Origin of the sequence: Citrobacter sp. Cpo065 (genome assembly GCF_030332805.1) — a bacterium.
GTDB classification, from domain to species: domain Bacteria; phylum Pseudomonadota; class Gammaproteobacteria; order Enterobacterales; family Enterobacteriaceae; genus Citrobacter; species Citrobacter portucalensis.
In genome coordinates this window covers 813772-828523 of sequence record NZ_JAOWHC010000029.1, presented here as the reverse complement: position 1 = coordinate 828523, position 14752 = coordinate 813772, and the positions used below count along the sequence as shown (strand labels likewise).

General features: G+C 54.3%; 13 protein-coding genes and 3 tRNA genes. 7 read left to right on the top strand and 9 right to left on the bottom strand.

The genetic code is table 11. The features are described 5' to 3' along the window. Positions 1 to 2 precede the first annotated feature (2 nt). The 6 genes from paaF to paaA are packed head-to-tail and all read right to left on the bottom strand — an operon-like array spanning position 3 to position 4345. On the bottom strand, positions 3 to 770 hold the full coding sequence (gene paaF, locus OGY68_RS09940) for a 2,3-dehydroadipyl-CoA hydratase PaaF (protein ID WP_057066432.1): 768 nt from the start codon (positions 768 to 770) through the stop codon (positions 3 to 5). Continuing rightward, positions 767 to 1837 (bottom strand): 1,2-phenylacetyl-CoA epoxidase subunit PaaE, encoded by a 1071-nt coding sequence (gene paaE, locus OGY68_RS09935; protein WP_057066431.1) that lies wholly within the window; start codon positions 1835 to 1837, stop codon positions 767 to 769. The genes paaF and paaE overlap by 4 nt, the downstream gene beginning before the upstream one ends. A gap of 7 nt (positions 1838 to 1844) precedes the next feature. Continuing rightward, entirely contained in the window at positions 1845 to 2342 is a 498-nt protein-coding gene (gene paaD, locus OGY68_RS09930) for a 1,2-phenylacetyl-CoA epoxidase subunit PaaD (protein WP_032943004.1), read from the bottom strand. A 12-nt stretch (positions 2343 to 2354) separates the two neighbouring features. After that, entirely contained in the window at positions 2355 to 3110 is a 756-nt protein-coding gene (paaC, locus tag OGY68_RS09925) for a 1,2-phenylacetyl-CoA epoxidase subunit PaaC (RefSeq protein ID WP_057066430.1), read from the bottom strand. Positions 3111 to 3117: 7 nt separating this feature from the next. Next, positions 3118 to 3405 carry a 1,2-phenylacetyl-CoA epoxidase subunit PaaB gene (paaB, locus tag OGY68_RS09920; protein ID WP_032943000.1) on the bottom strand — a complete coding sequence of 96 codons (288 nt, stop codon included), beginning with the start codon at positions 3403 to 3405 and terminating at the stop codon, positions 3118 to 3120. A gap of 10 nt (positions 3406 to 3415) precedes the next feature. Continuing rightward, positions 3416 to 4345, bottom strand: coding sequence for a 1,2-phenylacetyl-CoA epoxidase subunit PaaA (gene paaA / locus OGY68_RS09915; RefSeq protein WP_057066429.1), 930 nt, complete (start codon positions 4343 to 4345; stop codon positions 3416 to 3418). A 285-nt stretch (positions 4346 to 4630) separates the two neighbouring features. On the opposite strand from paaA, the gene paaZ reads away from it, so the two are divergent. Then, entirely contained in the window at positions 4631 to 6676 is a 2046-nt protein-coding gene (gene paaZ, locus OGY68_RS09910; RefSeq protein WP_057066428.1) for a phenylacetic acid degradation bifunctional protein PaaZ, read from the top strand. 82 nt (positions 6677 to 6758) lie between these two features. Here paaZ and OGY68_RS09905 read toward each other — a convergent pair. Then, positions 6759 to 6834: transfer RNA gene (locus OGY68_RS09905), tRNA-Asn, on the bottom strand. 160 nt (positions 6835 to 6994) lie between these two features. On the opposite strand from OGY68_RS09905, the gene OGY68_RS09900 reads away from it, so the two are divergent. Continuing rightward, positions 6995 to 8482 carry an EmmdR/YeeO family multidrug/toxin efflux MATE transporter gene (locus tag OGY68_RS09900; protein ID WP_003846749.1) on the top strand — a complete coding sequence of 496 codons (1488 nt, stop codon included), beginning with the start codon at positions 6995 to 6997 and terminating at the stop codon, positions 8480 to 8482. Between the two features lie 99 nt (positions 8483 to 8581). Beyond that, positions 8582 to 8657 (top strand) — tRNA-Asn (locus OGY68_RS09895). Positions 8658 to 9275: 618 nt separating this feature from the next. On the opposite strand, the gene cbl is transcribed toward OGY68_RS09895, so the two are convergent. Then, on the bottom strand, positions 9276 to 10226 hold the full coding sequence (cbl, locus tag OGY68_RS09890; RefSeq protein ID WP_020996493.1) for an HTH-type transcriptional regulator Cbl: 951 nt from the start codon (positions 10224 to 10226) through the stop codon (positions 9276 to 9278). Positions 10227 to 10327: 101 nt separating this feature from the next. Further along, the gene (gene nac, locus OGY68_RS09885) at positions 10328 to 11245 is read right to left on the bottom strand and encodes a nitrogen assimilation transcriptional regulator NAC (RefSeq protein WP_008784390.1); all 918 of its coding nucleotides are present in this window, start codon (positions 11243 to 11245) and stop codon (positions 10328 to 10330) included. Between the two features lie 326 nt (positions 11246 to 11571). Here nac and OGY68_RS09880 point away from each other — a divergent pair. From OGY68_RS09880 to fecR, 4 genes are all read left to right on the top strand, one after another. Continuing rightward, a tRNA-Asn gene (locus OGY68_RS09880) sits at positions 11572 to 11647 on the top strand. Positions 11648 to 11993: 346 nt separating this feature from the next. Further along, positions 11994 to 12977: an alpha/beta hydrolase gene (locus OGY68_RS09875; protein ID WP_057066427.1), complete on the top strand. Its 984-nt coding sequence runs from the start codon at positions 11994 to 11996 to the stop codon at positions 12975 to 12977. A 290-nt stretch (positions 12978 to 13267) separates the two neighbouring features. Continuing rightward, positions 13268 to 13789, top strand: a complete 522-nt coding sequence (gene fecI, locus OGY68_RS09870; protein WP_008784388.1) for a ferric citrate uptake sigma factor FecI — start codon at positions 13268 to 13270, stop codon at positions 13787 to 13789. Continuing rightward, positions 13786 to 14739, top strand: a complete 954-nt coding sequence (fecR, locus tag OGY68_RS09865; RefSeq protein WP_057066426.1) for a ferric citrate uptake sigma factor regulator FecR — start codon at positions 13786 to 13788, stop codon at positions 14737 to 14739. Before fecI ends, fecR begins: the two co-directional genes overlap by 4 nt. Positions 14740 to 14752: the final 13 nt, after the last annotated feature.

Genomic DNA, 14752 nt, shown 5'->3' with positions numbered 1-14752 from the left:
GATTAGCGTCCTTTAAATTCCGGTGTGCGTTTTTCTAAAAAGGCGCTGACGCCTTCACGACGATCTTCGGTGCCGCTCAGCAGCGTAAACAGCTGACGTTCCTGCACCAGACCGGCCTGGAGACCCACTTCTTGCGCAGCGCGTAGAGACTGTTTTGCCGCCCGCAGCGCCAGCGGTGAGTGACGGGCGATGGTCGCCGCCAGCTTGAGCGCGTATTCATCGGAGAGGTTCGCCGGGTGAATGTCACTCACCAGCCCGACCCGTTGCGCTCGTTCTGCATCAATGCTTTCACCGCTCAGCACCATTCGGCTGGCCAGCGCTTTGCCAACACAACGGATAAGCCGCTGCGTACCGCCCGCCCCTGGCATGGTGCCGAGAGTAATCTCCGGCAGGCCGAAGCGGGCGTTATCCCCTGCAATCACCAGGTCGCACAGCAGCGCCAGCTCGCAGCCCGCGCCCAGCGCGTAACCGTTAACCACCGCGATCAGCGGCTTGTTGAAGGCATCAATACGTGCCCACAGGCGAGGACGAATATCGTCGAAAGTGGCGGGCAGATCTTTTTCCGCCATTTCGTTGAGATCGGCTCCGGCAGCGAAGTAGCGCGGGTTGCCGCTAATCACGCAAACGCTGATGCTGGCGTCCGCCGCCGCGCTTTCCAGCGCGTCAGCAATCTGCGTTAGCAGCGCATTGTTCAGGGCGTTACGCGCCTGCGGACGGTTCAGGGTCAGTTGCAGTACACGGTCGTGACGGGAAATCAGCAGTTCGCTCATGCCATCCCCCGCGCATCGAAGTCGACCACTACGTCACCGCTGGTTGGCAGCGCCTGGCAGCTCAGCACATAGCCCGCCGCCAGTTCTTCGGCTTCAAGGCTATAGTTGGCGGCCATCGCCACCTCACCGCTGACCACCTTGCATTTGCAGGTGGCGCACACGCCGCCTTTACAGGCGAACGGCAGGTCAGCGCCCTGGCGCAGCGCGGCGTCGAGAATGCTGTCATCTTCCGCATTCAGTGAAATCAGGCGATCGCGCCCATCCTGACGAAGGGTGACCGTGCGGCCTTCCGCCTGCACGCCGGTGGCGCGTTTCACGCTGGTCCCCGGCGTATTGAAACGCTCAAGGTGAATGGATTTTTCCGCTATGCCCAGTTCGCGCAGTGCCACTTCGGCTTCATCCATCATTGCCGATGGGCCACAGATAAAGGCGTCGTCAAAGCGGCTGAAATCGAGCAGTTTTTTGCCCAGCGCACGCAGTTTGTCGCCGTCAATACGACCCTGTAGCAGATCGCTGTCCATCGACTCCTGACTGAACAGGTGCACCACCTGTAAACGCTGCGGATAGCGGTCTTTCAGATCGGCCAGCGCCTGACGGAACATCATGCTGTGGCTGCTGCGGTTGCCGTAGATCAGCGTGAACTGGCTGGCCGGTTCGGTCGTCAGCGTCGCTTCAATAATCGCCATCATCGGCGTAATGCCGGACCCGGCGGCAATCGCCAGATATTCGGCTTCGCGCTCGGCCTGCGGCTGGTAGCCGAAGTGCCCCTGCGGCACCATCACTTCCAGCGCCATACCCTGCTGGATATCCTGCTGGGCATAGCGGGAGAAACGCCCACCGTCGATAGCTTTAACTGCGACGCTAATTTCCGACGGCGAGCGGCTGCGACAAATGGAGTAACACCGACGCAGCTCTTCTCCACCGAGGTGAGCTTTCAGCGTCAAATGCTGGCCCGGTCGGAAGGCGTAGTCATTACGCAGCGCGTCGGGAATGGTGAAAGTGATGGTCACCGCATCGCGCGTTTCCGCTTCGACGTTGGCCACGGTAAGCGAATGAAATGTTGTCATCGCAACCTCAAATACATTTAAAGTAATCAAAGGGTTCACGGCAGCTGTCGCAGCGATACAACGCTTTACAGGCCGTGGATCCGAATTCGCTAATCAGCGAGGTATGGGTGCTGGCGCAGCGCGGGCACTGTACGTCAGTTGGCATTTCGGCATGACAGGCGTGGGCCTGCGGCGGGCTGATACCATACTGACGCAGGCGTTCGCGGGCGTCCGGGCTCATCCAGTCAGTGGTCCACGGTGGGTCAAGCTGCAGGACGATATGTACTGGCGTATAGCCGTGCTCCGCCATCACCATGCGAATTTCACCCAGTAGATGCTCGGTGGCCGGGCAGCCGGAGTACGTCGGCGTAAAGCCGATTACCCAGCCGTCGCCGCAGCGCTCAACGCTGCGTACCATGCCGAGATCGGTGATGGTCAGCACCGGCACTTCCGGATCGGAAATCGCACTTAACAGCCCCCAAACGGTGTGCACCTCTGGCGGTGCGATCGCGGTAAGACGTTGCATAGCCACCTCCTGCTACCACTGCTGCCCAGGATACGCACGCTGCAAGTACTGCATCTCGGCCAACATCGGCCCGAGATGTTCGCTGTGTAGCCCCTGCTTACCGCCGTTGCGAAACGCTGCCTCTTGCGGAACCTGTAAACCAGAATCAATCAGCGCAGTGTGTGCCGTCGTTTGCCATTCGGTTTGCAGTTCGCGCGGATCGACGGCAATGCCCTGCCTGGCCAGACCGATCTCCAGTTCGTCGGCAAGGAACAATTCGCCGGTGTAACGCCACAGATTGTCCACCGCCTTCTGCATCAGTTGCGCGGAGTAGTCAGTGCCATTCCCCAGTCGCTCCAGCCAGCCGCGACTGAAGCGCAGGTGATAACGCACTTCTTTCAGTCCTTTGGCAGCGATAGCCGCAATCTGCTTATCGCGGCTGTTAACCAAACGAGTGAACAGCGCCACATGCCAGACATCGATAAAGAACTGGCGAGCGATCGTGTCGGCAAAGTTGCCGTTAGGCTGTTCCACCAGCAACAGATTGCGGAACTGACGCTCGTCACGACCAAAAGCCAGCGTGTCTTCGTCGCCGCTACCCGCCAGTTCGGCGGCGTAGCTGAGGAAGTTGCGCGCCTGCCCCAGCAGGTCGAGGCCGATATTAGCCAGCGCCAGATCAATCTCCAGCTCCGGCGCATGACCGCACCAGGCACCCAGACGCTGAGCCAGCACCAGGCCGTTATCGCCCAGACGCAGAGCATAGGTTGCAACGGGATTCAGGTTATTCATCGTTGCCTCACATATGTTCCATGCCGTCCGGCACGGTGTAGAACGTGGGATGGCGATAGACTTTGCTCTCCGCCGGGTCAAAAAATTCACCGCGTTCTTCCGGCTGTGACGCAACAATTTCGCTGGCTTTCACCACCCAGATGGAGCAGCCTTCGCTGCGGCGTGTATAGGCATCGCGGGCATTTTCCAGCGCCATCTGGTCATCGGCGGCATGCAGACTGCCAACGTGACGGTGCGATAACCCTTGTTTGCTGCGGACAAAAACTTCGTATAACGGCCAGTATGTTTTGCTCATGACTCTCTCCTTACGCCGCGTCGCGGGCCTGTTGCTTTTCGGCGTGCGCCAGTGCGGCCTCGCGCACCCATGCCCCTTCTTCCCAGGCCTTACGCTTTGCGCCCAGACGTTCGTGGTTACAGACACCACGACCGTTGATGACCTCATTAAATTCCTGCCAGTCGATCTCACCGAATCGATATTTCCCCGTCGCTTCATCAAGCTTTAGGTCGGCGTCCGGCACGGTCATACCGAGGGTTTCTACCTGCGGGACCGTGTTATCAACAAAGCGCTGACGCAGTTCGTCGTTGGAGTGCAGTTTGATTTTCCACGCCATACTGCGGGCACTGTTCGGTGAGTTGTCGTCGTTCGGGCCAAACATCATCAACGCAGGCCACCAGAAACGGTTGATGGCGTCCTGCAGCATCTGACGCTGTTCCTCGCTACCGGTAGCCAGCGCCATACACGCTTCGAAGCCCTGACGCTGATGGAAGCTCTCTTCTTTGCAGATTTTGACCATCGCCCTGGCATACGGGCCGTAGGAGGTACGACACAGCGCCACCTGGTTAACAATCGCCGCGCCATCGACCAGCCAGCCGATCACACCGATATCCGCCCAGCTCAGGGTTGGGTAGTTGAAGATGGAGGAGTATTTCATCTGGCCGTCGAGCATCTTCTGGTACAGATCTTCACGCGCGCAGCCCAGTGTTTCCGCCGCGCTGTAGAGGTACAGACCGTGTCCGGCCTCGTCCTGTACTTTTGCGAGCAGAATGGCCTTACGCCGCAGCGTGGGTGCGCGGGTTATCCAGTTGCCTTCCGGCAACATGCCGACAATTTCCGAGTGCGCATGCTGGCCAATCTGGCGGATCAGCGTCTTACGGTATGCGTCCGGCATCCAGTCCTGCGGCTCGATGGCCGTTTCCTGCGCGATGCGCTGGTCAAAGCGTTGTTCTTCTGTCACGTCACCACCTTATGATTCCGATAATTTCAACAAATCAATATTTGTGAATCACTTTGTTTTATAAAAGTTACATCTTGGTTAAATAAAACCACAAATTTTGTTTACTGGTTTTGCGATACTTGTCGCAAATGGTTTTTGTTTATCCATTAATAACAGATAGATAACCAATGAAGGTAAAGTGTTCGCGATCTCACTGTTAATAAATTATTAAAATCTCGCTTGCATTTTGTGATTCATAAAAGAACTATTTAAAGAGATATTACGGAACACATCTGGAGATTAACGATGCAGCAGTTAGCCAGTTATTTATCCGGTGCCTGGCAGACAGGCCGGGGCCGCACCCGCACCATCCACCACGCCCTTACCGGTGAAGCGCTTTGGGAAGTGACAAGCGTTGGACTGGATATGGCGCAGGCGCGCCGCTTTGCTATTGAGCACGGCGGCAAAGCGTTACAGGCAATGAGTTTTATTGAGCGCAGCGCGATGCTAAAAGCGGTGGCGAAGCATTTAATGGAACTGAAAGCCGATTTCTATGCCATATCCGCGCAAACCGGAGCAACGCGCGGTGACAGCTGGGTCGATATCGAAGGCGGCATTGGCACGCTTTTCACTTATGCCAGTCTCGGTGGCCGCGAGCTGCCGGACGATACGCTGTGGCCGGAAGACGAACTGATCCCGCTCTCCAAACAGGGCGGTTTTGCCGCACGCCACGTGCTGACCTCCAAATCCGGTGTTGCCGTGCATATCAACGCCTTTAACTTCCCCTGCTGGGGTATGCTGGAGAAGCTGGCGCCAACCTGGCTTGCCGGGATGCCCGCCATTATCAAACCTGCAACCGCCACCGCGCAGCTCACTCAGGCAATGGTGAAAGCGATTATCGACAGTGGTCTGGTACCGAACGGCGCAATTAGCCTTATCTGCGGCGGCGCGGGTGACCTGCTCGATCACCTCGACAGCCAGGATGTGGTGACCTTTACCGGTTCTGCTCATACCGGACAGCAACTGCGCGTGCACCCCAATCTGGTGGCTAAATCGGTTCCTTTCACCATGGAAGCGGATTCACTCAACTGCTGTGTGCTGGGTGATGACGTCACCCCAGAACAGCCTGAGTTTGCATTATTTGTACGTGAAGTAGTGCACGAGATGACGACCAAAGCCGGGCAGAAATGTACCGCTATCCGCCGCATTATCGTGCCACAGGCGCAGGTGAAAGCGGTCAGCGAGGCGCTGATTACCCGTCTGCAAAAAGTGGTAGTGGGCGATCCGGCGCAGGAAGGCGTGAAGATGGGGTCGCTGGTGAATAACGATCAGCGTCAGGACGTGCAGGATAATGTGAATCGTCTGGTTGAAGCCGGGTGTGAGGTGCTGCTGGGTGGAAAAGCAGATCTGAGCACGGCTGGGGCTTTCTTCCCGCCAACGCTGCTGTTTTGTCCGCAGCCGGATGAAATTGCCGCGGTACATGCAATTGAAGCCTTTGGCCCGGTCGCCACGCTGATGCCGTATCAAAATACCGAGCATGCCATGACGCTGGCACGCGCCGGTGAAGGCAGTCTGGCAGGAACGTTGGTGACGGCGAGCGGCGAACTGGCGCGAGAGTTTATCCTCGGTGCGGCCCGCGCCCACGGGCGTATTCAGGTGCTGAACGAAGAGGCCTCGGTGGAATCGACCGGCCACGGATCTCCGCTGCCACAGTTGGTCCACGGTGGGCCTGGACGTGCAGGCGGCGGTGAAGAGCTGGGTGGTCTGCGCGCGGTGAAACACTACATGCAACGCACCGCCATTCAGGGCAGCCCAACCATGCTCGCGGCGGTAAGCCAACAGTGGGTGCGTGGCGCTCGGGTGGAGGAAGATCGTATTCACCCGTTCCGTAAATACTTCGAAGAGATCCAGCCGGGCGACAGCCTGCTGACGCCACGTCGTACACTGACCGAAGCGGATATCGTTAACTTTGCCTGCCTCAGCGGTGACCACTTCTACGCCCATATGGACAAGATTGCAGCAGCCGATTCCATTTTCGGCGAGCGCGTGGTGCACGGTTACTTCCTGATTTCCGCCGCAGCCGGTCTGTTTGTCGACGCGGGTGTCGGTCCAGTGATTGCCAACTATGGCATGGAAAACCTGCGCTTTATCGAGCCAGTTAAGCCGGGCGACACTATCCAGGTGCGTTTAACCTGCAAACGCAAAACGGTGAAACGTCAGCGAAATGCCGAAGAAAAAGCGACCGGCGTGGTGGAGTGGTCGGTGGAGATCTTTAATCAGCACCAGCAGGCGGTGGCGCTGTATTCCATTCTGACGTTGGTTGCGCGTCAGCATGGGGATTTCCCGGCGTAAGATTCCGGTGTAGCTTCGCTCGATCAGGCTTGAAACAAAAAGCAAAAAGCCTGCTTAGTTTCCTAAGCAGGCTTCTTAAATATGGCTCCTCTGACTGGACTCGAACCAGTGACATACGGATTAACAGTCCGCCGTTCTACCGACTGAACTACAGAGGAATCGTTGTGGAGGCTTATCTTAGCGGCGAAAAAATTTTTGTCAAACCCCATTTCCTCGAATGCGAATCAATTGATGCTTCTCTCAACAGTTTGTTGCATTTACAGACATTTTAAATAGAAAAAACTTTGCAGCTTTTTTGATTCTCCCTCATCATTTGAAATGAGGTTTCAACTTTCTTCGTTAAGGTCCACTTTGAACGTCTCCGCTGCCTTACGCCAGGTCGCTTCCCGCACGCCCTGGTATGCCAAACGCAAGAGTTATAAGGTTCTCTTTTGGCGCGAAATCACTCCGCTGGCTGTCCCCATTTTTCTGGAAAACACCTGTGTGCTATTGATGGGTGTTCTCAGTACCTTCCTGGTCAGCTGGTTGGGAAAAGAAGCGATGGCCGGGGTTGGACTCGCCGACAGCTTTAATATGGTCATCATGGCATTTTTCGCCGCCATCGATCTGGGCACCACCGTGGTTGTAGCATTTAGCCTCGGGAAACGGGATCGTCGACGGGCCAGAGCCGCGGCCAGACAATCACTGGTGATCATGACAATTTTTGCTACCGTGCTGGCAGCGGTCATTCACTATTTTGGTCAACAGATTATTGACGTTGTCGCAGGTGAAGCAACACCAGACGTTAAAGCTTTGGCACTCACCTATCTGGAGCTGACGGTGCTCAGCTACCCGGCGGCAGCCATTGCGCTGATCGGCAGTGGCGCACTACGTGGAGCCGGAAATACAAAAATACCGTTGTTGATTAACGGCGGCATGAACATCCTGAATATCATCATCAGTAGCATCCTGATTTACGGGATCTTTTCCTGGCAAGGTCTGGGATTTGTGGGAGCAGGCCTGGGACTGACCATTTCGCGCTACATCGGGGCGATTGCCATCATCTGGGTACTGATGATTGGTTTTAACCCCGCGCTGCGAATCCCCTTCAAAAGCTATTTTAAGCCACTCAATCTCGCCATTATCTGGGAGGTGATGGGGATCGGCATTCCGGCAAGTATCGAGTCAGTGCTGTTCAATGGCGGTAAACTTTTGACGCAGATGTTTGTTTCAGGCATGGGAACCAGCGTTATCGCCGGGAACTTTATTGCATTTTCTATCGCCGCGCTTATCAACTTACCGGGGAATGCTTTAGGTTCCGCGTCGACAATCATTACCGGCAGGCGTCTGGGAAATGGCCAGATTGCCCAGGCTGAAATCCAGCTACGGCATGTATTCTGGCTGTCGACGATCGGCCTGACGGCAATTGCCTGGTTAACCGCTCCTTTCGCCGGGGTGATGGCCTCATTTTATACCCACGATCAGGATGTAAAAGAGGTCATAGTCATCCTGATTTGGCTCAACGCAGCATTTATGCCGATATGGGCAGCCTCCTGGGTGTTACCAGCAGGCTTTAAAGGTGCACGAGATGCACGTTTTGCTATGTGGGTATCGATGCTGGGCATGTGGGGCTGCCGCGTAGTCGCGGGTTACACCCTGGGTATCGTATTAGGATGGGGAGTTGTCGGCGTTTGGTTAGGTATGTTCTTCGACTGGGCCGTGCGCGCCGCGTTATTTTACTGGCGTATGGTCACCGGCCGCTGGCTGTGGAAATACCCGCGCCCCGAACGCGAAAAGTGCATAAAACAACCGGTTGCGTCTGAATAAGCGGCGAAATGGGGAATATTTCAGCAAACGATCGCATTTATCCATTCAGGCTTTGACAACGCTGAGCGGCATCGCTAATATTCGCCTCGTTCAAACGATTCCTCTGTAGTTCAGTCGGTAGAACGGCGGACTGTTAATCCGTATGTCACTGGTTCGAGTCCAGTCAGAGGAGCCATATTTAAGAAGCCTGCTTAGGAAACTAAGCAGGCTTTTTGCTTTTCTGCGATCCCATTCGCCAGGTAGAGCGCTTCACTCCACACCAGGTTTTTCCATACTGCCGACGGGAGAATGTCCGTCTGCTTATGCAAAATGTCTCTATGATCCAATTCGTTAACGTCAGGGTTAAGTATCTTATCGTGCAACGACATCAGAATGAGACCCATACTTGCCCATGCCGATACTGCTGAAAGCAGCGCTAACCGCTTTATTAGTAATTCCACTGAGTACAATAGCCGGTGAGAAAGTCACGCTACGTTGCCCGGACAGAGGCTGGGCGGAGGTGACATTTCATTTGTTCCAGCACGTTAGTGTGCTGTGGGAAAACAATAGTTTTTATGTTTCCGATGCCCGGCGTAGTCAGAGTAATAAATTCTATACGTTTACCAATCGAGATGTTCTTTCGGTGAAGAATGGATTTCAGTTTATTTATGCGGATTCGGGACGGGCGGTGTCTTGTTCGATATTGTCGCGGGTGCCGACGCAGGATCTGAGGCTGGAGACCTTGAGGTAACGCAGCTTTCTACCCGCCATTCAGCGACGTCAGAGAAGCCCGTTCGCTCACGGGCTTTTGTAGTTAAATCTGATAATCAATCACCGCTTCATCTGGCTCCATCGCCTGGCGCTTAATTTCATCGACGGATAGCCCTGCATTGCATAGCTCGATGAATCGCCAGACGTAGTTGCGCTGCAGCTGTCCGCGTTTAAGCCCCAGCCAAACGGTATTTGCATCAAACAAATGCCGGGTATCCAGACGGGTTAAGGTCCCCTCTTCCTGCTCGCCGCTGGATTGCTCTGCCACCAGCCCAATCCCCAACCCCAGCGACACGTAAGTTTTAATCACATCCGAGTCCTGGGCGCTGAGAATAATATCCGGTATCAGCCCTTTGCGAGCAAATGCTTCATCGATGCGGGAACGCCCTGTAATCCCCTGACGATAGGTAATTAACGGCCAGTGAGCAATAGACTCCAGCGTGAGCGGAGAGGCTTTCACTAATGGATGGTCATTAGGAACAAGCAGGCTGTGGTGCCAACGAAACCAGGGAAAAGCCACCAACAATGGATCGCTGCTCAGCCGCTCACTGGCAATTCCGATATCTGCCCCGCCATTTTGTAGCAGGACATCAATCTCCTGTGGCGTACCCTGAATTAGTTCCAGACGCACCTCAGGGAACAGCTCACGAAAGGCTTTTATCACCGCAGGCAAGCTATAGCGTGCCTGGGTATGCGTGGTGGCAATCGTCAGTACGCCGGACGTGTCATTGGTAAACAGATCCGCCAGTCGACGAACATTACTGGCCTCATTCAGAATACGCTCGGCAATAACCAGCAAGGCTTTACCCGGTTCGGTCATGCCCAACAGGCGTTTACCGCGACGGATAAAAATCTCGATACCAAGTTCATCTTCAAGTTCACGAATGTGTCGGCTGACGCCCGACTGCGAGGTGTACAGTATATTCGCGACCTCTGTCAGGTTGTAATCCTGACGGGCCGCCTCGCGGATTATTTTAAGTTGCTGGAAATTCACGTTTCGCTCCGGGCACATCAGACATTACGCTATTGTTAAAGTCTGATGCCCGGCATAACAAATAATAAAAACCTGCATCTTATTCCTTGTGGGAATAAGGTTTAGCTGACCAGCTGCAGCTCGCGATTTTCCAGCGCCGGACGGCTGACCAGCGACAACAGGATCTCCTTCACGGCCTGCGCCTGGGGCGATAAACTCCCTCTGGCTGATACGTTCAACGATAATGGCAGATTCATCGATGGTGTTGTGATGCGCGCCATCCAGCCGTTCGCCGCATTGCATAATGAACGGGCGGCCGACTCAGGCAACACTGTGACACCCATACCACTGGCAATGGCGGCCGTTAGGGTGGAGATAGACTCAATTTCGCCAATCACTTTAGCCGTTAAGCGACGTAGCGAAAAAGCTTCATCCACGCGCAGGCGAACCGCGCTGTAATCCCGTGGCAAGAACAAATTCATCTGCGCCACTGCGGCTAAATCGACGCTTTGCCCCGGACACTCACGCGTGCCGACCAGGTACAGATCCTCTTTAAGCAACGGTTGACTGCTGATGCCCGCCACAGGAGAACGCTCATAGAGCACTGCCATATCTAATTGCCCGCTGAGCAGCTTGTCATTCAGCACTGCCCCACTGTTTTCATGCAAATAGACCAGCACATCAGGCAGTTCGGCACGTAGCGTCTGTAATAACGGCATGGTAATGGATGACGCGACTGTCCCCGGCGCAAGGCCGATAGAGACCTGTCCACTCAAGGTCTGGCCCACGTTATTAACCGCAAGTTGCGCCTGTTCGCACTGACGTAAAATCGTCCGGGCGTGGGTATATAGCACTTTTCCTGCTTCCGTCGGCGTGACGCCACGCTTGGTACGAATCAGCAATTGCTGATCCAGCTCACCTTCCAGCGTAGCGACCTGCTGGCTCAGCGCGGGTTGCGCAATGTGCAACACTTCCGCTGCCTGGGTCAGGCTACCAATATCGACGATTTTCACGAAATATTTCAGTCGTCTGAAGTTCATTTTGCCTCCTGTCGGAATACCAGAACCCGTGCTGGCAGTCATTAAATTCAGGATTGCAAGATGCTTGCCACTTTCGTCTAAAACGGTGTTTTACGGTTAAAGCCGCGTAAAGTCAGGAGTAAAAGCGAAGGAAGATCATTCTGCACACCTAAGTATCTCATTCAGGCTGCCCTGGAAGAGGTAGACACGCACCAGAATGGGGCAAAAGCATAAAAAGACGGAAAGATCGCCGCTTTGCTGATTTTGTCAGCAAACGAACACACAAATGTATTTACCCCTTTGACAAGCCTCACCACCCTCGCTAATATGCGCCTCGTTCAAACGATTCCTCTGTAGTTCAGTCGGTAGAACGGCGGACTGTTAATCCGTATGTCACTGGTTCGAGTCCAGTCAGAGGAGCCATATTTAAGAAGCCTGCTTAGGAAGCTAAGCAGGCTTTTTGCTTTTATGCCATTGCTCATTGCGCATATCAAAACCTCAACTTAGTCTGGCCAACACTTCATTCATAATAGCCGCAGGTATTTGTTCCAGACGCTTGCCGTTCCAGGCTTCCATATCAATAGACAGGAACAACAATGAGTTGAGATGTCCACTCTTCGCTCACAGTAGACTTTAAACTCACCCAGTACGTCCGCTCTGTGCCCAGAAGCGGCGTTTTCTATCACCGCTGATATATTAATCAATGTAGAGCAGGCCATATTTATAATATAAATTGACGGGTACGCTGAATTTTACAGGAACATCTCCAATGAATATTGCCGCCTCAATTGCCCTTTTGGGCGCTTGCCCATTTGTGAGTCTGGCGGCAGTACCGGTGACCTTTTCCGAAACTGCCCTGGATGCCGCAGGGCCAAAAGGCCCTTTGAAAGGCACGTTACTCACCCCAAATTCAAAACCAACAACCGTTGTTCTTATCGTTCCTGGCTCCGGGCCAACCGATCGGGATGGAAACAACCCGCTTGGTGTGAATGCATCGCCTTACCGACTTCTTGCTGAAGGCCTGGCTGCCAAAGGTTTTGCGACGCTTCGTATCGACAAACGTGGAATGTTCGCTAGCGCAATGGCCGTAGACGATGCCAATGCGGTGACGATTGCTGACTATGTTGACGACATTCGATCCTGGGTAGACGAGCTTAGACGTCACATGCACACTCCCTGTGTTTGGGTTTTAGGACACAGCGAAGGGGGCCTAGTCGCACTTGCCTCGGCTCAAGAAGAGAATGTGTGCGGTGTGGTTCTTATCGCAACGCCTGGGAGGCCGATGGGCGAGGTGTTGAGGGGGCAACTTAACGCTAATCCGGAAAATGAAATTCTATTAAAGCAGGCGCTGCCGATAATTGATGCTCTGGAGCATCGGCGGCGAGTCGATATTACGAATATTCACCCAGCACTGCTGGGTATCTTTAATCCTGCTGTTCAGGGGTTTTTGATCAATGAGTTTTCATATAATCCGGGTCATCTCATTTCGAGTATTTCCAAACCCGTGTTAGTGCTACAAGGGCAACGCGATCTCCAGGTGGAAGAAACGGATGCAAGACTGCTTAAGGCCGCGAATCCTCAAGCGTCCCTGGTTATACTGCCCAATATGAACCATGTTATGAAAGAGGTGACTTCGGACGATCGCAAAGCGAATATCGCGACATACGCTGAACCCGCGCTCCCCTTAGCTCCCGGTTTAATCGACTCGATTGAGCATTTCCTGATCCGCAACTCACTTTTTCCCGAAAAGTAACAGCTGCTCTGCTCTCGGTGTCCTCCCAAAAACGGTTTACTTTTAAAGAGTTCAGCATGCTTTAAAGCATTCGTCTGCTCCATGCTCACAGCAGACATGGTCAGATGTCATTCCAACTGTCACATGCCGGAAGCAGACTCCCCATCCCCATCCGATATCCACCTCATAACATTTTTATAAATAACAACGCATTAAGAAGTTCAACGTAATACAATTATATTTCTAATTGTAATGATAACCATTCTCATATTACTATAATCGCGTGATAATTAACTTTTGATACATTCCACATGTCTGACCACGCCACTACCACTGCTTCCTTTACGCTCGAGTCGCTTTATGGCGCACATCACGGCTGGTTGAAAAGCTGGCTGACGCGCAAACTCCAGTCCGCCTTTGATGCAGATGACATTGCCCAGGACACTTTTCTACGGGTAATGGGCAGCGACTCGCTCTCGACGATCCGCGATCCGCGCTCCTTTCTGTGCACTCTCGCCAAACGGGTGATGGTCGACCTGTTTCGCCGAAACGCGCTGGAAAAAGCCTATCTGGAGATGCTGGCGCTTATGCCGGAGGCGCTCGCGCCTTCCCCCGAGGAACGCGAGAGCCAGCTCGAAACCCTGCAACTCATTGACAGCATGCTTGACGGGCTGAACGGGAAAACACGAGAAGCGTTTCTGCTTTCGCAACTGGATGGTCTGACATACAGCGAGATCGCGCTGAAGCTCGGTATCTCCGTCAGCTCGGTGAAAAAGTATATGGCAAAGGCTATCGAACATTGTCTGCTGTTTCGTCTGGAGCACGGTCTGTGAACGCTTCTATCACCGATTCTCGCCGCCAGGCATTGCGCTCGGCATCGCACTGGTATGCTGTATTGAGCGGCGAGCGTGTCAGCCCACAGCAAGAAGCGCGCTGGCAACAATGGTACGAAGAGGACAAAGATCATCAGTGGGCCTGGCAACAGGTTGAAAACCTGCGCAGCCAGCTCAGCCGCGTACCGGGCGATGTTGCCAGCCGGGCGCTGCACGATACGCGCCTTACCCGTCGTCATGTCATGAAAGGGCTACTGCTGCTGCTCGGCTTGGGCGGCGGCTGGCAGCTCTGGCAGTCTGAAGCCGGTGAAGGTCTGCGCGCGGATTACCGCACCGCCAAAGGCGCGGTCAGCCATCAGCGGCTGGAAGATGGTTCTCTGCTGACGCTCAACACACAAAGCGCCGCGGACGTTCGTTTTGATACACGTCAACGCGCTGTCCATCTCTGGTACGGCGAAATTGCTATTACTACCGCAAAAGACGCGCAGCAGAGACCTTTCCGCGTTGTGACCCGCCAGGGCCAGCTCACCGCATTAGGCACAGAATTTACCGTCTACCAGCAGGACAACGTCACACGCGTTGTCGTTCAACAACACGCTGTTGAAGTCTTACTGGCAAATCGTCCGCAGGAAAAACGCATCGTCAGCGCTGGCGAGAGCCTGCAGTTTAGCGCGTCTGAATTTGGTGCAATAGCCTCAGCGGATGATGAAAGCGCCACCTGGACGCAGGGCATTCTGAGCTTCAGCGATAAACCTTTGAGTGAAGTGATTGCCACGCTGAGCCGTTATCGCAACGGCGTGCTGCGCTGCGATCCGGCTGTAGCCGGGTTACGCCTGAGTGGCACTTTCCCGCTGAAAAATACTGATGCAATCCTGGATGTTATTGCCAAGACTCTTCCAGTTAAAATTCAGTTAGTTACGCGATACTGGGTAAATATTTCCGCACTGTAAGAAAAATAATTCT

Coding starts and splice junctions, on each gene's coding strand:
- paaE (WP_057066431.1), bottom strand. CDS start 1,837: ATGACAACATTTCATTCGCTTACCGTGGCCAACGTCGAAGCGGAAACG.
- nac (WP_008784390.1), bottom strand. CDS start 11,245: ATGAACTTCAGACGACTGAAATATTTCGTGAAAATCGTCGATATTGGT.
- paaF (WP_057066432.1), bottom strand. CDS start 770: ATGAGCGAACTGCTGATTTCCCGTCACGACCGTGTACTGCAACTGACC.
- fecI (WP_008784388.1), top strand. CDS start 13,268: ATGTCTGACCACGCCACTACCACTGCTTCCTTTACGCTCGAGTCGCTT.
- paaB (WP_032943000.1), bottom strand. CDS start 3,405: ATGAGCAAAACATACTGGCCGTTATACGAAGTTTTTGTCCGCAGCAAA.
- paaZ (WP_057066428.1), top strand. CDS start 4,631: ATGCAGCAGTTAGCCAGTTATTTATCCGGTGCCTGGCAGACAGGCCGG.
- paaD (WP_032943004.1), bottom strand. CDS start 2,342: ATGCAACGTCTTACCGCGATCGCACCGCCAGAGGTGCACACCGTTTGG.
- OGY68_RS09875 (WP_057066427.1), top strand. CDS start 11,994: ATGAATATTGCCGCCTCAATTGCCCTTTTGGGCGCTTGCCCATTTGTG.
- OGY68_RS09900 (WP_003846749.1), top strand. CDS start 6,995: ATGAGGTTTCAACTTTCTTCGTTAAGGTCCACTTTGAACGTCTCCGCT.
- paaC (WP_057066430.1), bottom strand. CDS start 3,110: ATGAATAACCTGAATCCCGTTGCAACCTATGCTCTGCGTCTGGGCGAT.